Annotated in this window: 2 protein-coding genes; both read right to left on the minus strand. The window is 37.7% G+C overall.

What is annotated here, in order from left to right; translation table 11 throughout:
- The coding region (locus tag VXQ92_RS17135; protein ID WP_416682627.1) for a hypothetical protein at positions 1-939 on the minus strand (939 nt) is incomplete at its 3' end.
- Positions 932-1,609: NAD(+) synthase (gene nadE, locus VXQ92_RS17140; RefSeq protein WP_416682628.1), on the minus strand; the 678-nt coding region annotated here is incomplete at its 5' end. The genes VXQ92_RS17135 and nadE, both read right to left, overlap by 8 nt.

The following is a 1,609-nucleotide window of genomic DNA, read 5'->3' on the forward strand; positions in this document are numbered from 1 at the left end:
ACCGTGCTCATTAAAGGCATCCATAACTTTTGGATAAAAACGTAAAGCTTCAGTTTGTAAGTCAGTTTCGGATAAACCAATTGCACTTAATACTTCAAATAAACTTTGGTCTTTATAAAAATCATAAAAAACCTCGACACCATACAAAATAAGACCTTGCATAAATTGTGACTGTCGTAATTCTTTCCAGTATTCATAAATTAAAACAAAGAACTCCTCAACATCGAGAGGAGTGAGCTGTTTCATAAACTCATAGATTTTTTTATGTCTAATATCTTCCCAGATATGACGTACTAAGCTTTCTAAATCTTCAGCCGATAAAAGGCTTAATTCTGTCAGTTGTTCATGAATAAAGCTGGCAATCCACGTTTCAAGCTTATGCTCAAGACGTTGTTGCTGTAAAAAAGAGAATTTTTTGAGTTTATGTTGCCATTCAAAATGGTAGTCATCCACTCTAGAGGCCGTTAGAAATTTAGGTAATTTTTGTTCTAAGGTTGAAGTGGCAATATATTGGCAAAGTTGTTGAACAGAAGGGCTAGTTCTTAAAAACTGATTGAGATAATGTGGAATATGCTCCATTTCCAAAAACTTGGAAAGCCACATTTCAAACTGGTGATCGGATACCAAGTCTTGTAGCTGAACTGGAGATTTCATGGCAGATAAATAAATACGTTGTGCAATTTCCCCAATAAACTCAAGCAAGCCTGCACCAAGCTGCATTTCAAAAGCATAGCGTTTCACAACGGCTTGTAATTGTTCTAAATCCACAACTTCATAAAGTTTAATTTCATCGGCATGTTGCATAAAAAGCTGAATAAATTGCCGGAAATAAATAGGTGAGTTTTCTATAGATAATTGTTTTTTGAAAAATTCCACCTGCTCAAGCAAAAGTGCTTGAGCAAGTGCTGTAGTTTTTGATGAGTTTTTCTGCTCAGTCATTCGCTGTCCAACCGTTGACAATCGGATAACGTCGTTCGCGACTAAATGCACGAGAAGTAATTCTCGGGCCAATCGCACCTTGACGACGTTTATATTCATTACGATCAACTAAACGGATGACTTTTTCAACAACTTCTTTATCAAAACCTTTGGCAATAATGTCTGCCTGACCTAAATCTTCCTCAATGTATGCATAAAGGATAGCATCCAATACATCATACGCTGGTAAAGAGTCTTGGTCTTTTTGATCTGGACGCAGTTCTGCTGAAGGTGGGCGAGTAATTACACGCTCAGGAATAACCGGAGTTTCACTTAAGCTATTACGGTATTTTGCTAATTCAAACACGATTGTTTTATAAACATCTTTGAGAACAGCAAAGCCACCCACCATGTCACCGTAAAGTGTGCAATAGCCAACTGAAAGTTCAGATTTATTACCGGTAGAAAGAACTAAATTACCAAACTTGTTAGATAAGCCCATAAGCAATGTGCCACGAGCGCGCGCTTGTAAATTTTCTTCAGTCGCATCGGCTGGTGAATTACCAAAGAACGGATACAAAGTTTGCATGAAGCTATTTACGATTGAATGAATTTCGGCAATACCGAAAGTCACGCCCATACGGCGAGCTTGTTCCGCTGCATCTTCTACACTAATTTGAGAAGTGTAAGT

It is taken from the genome of Acinetobacter sp. 228, assembly GCF_048147885.1.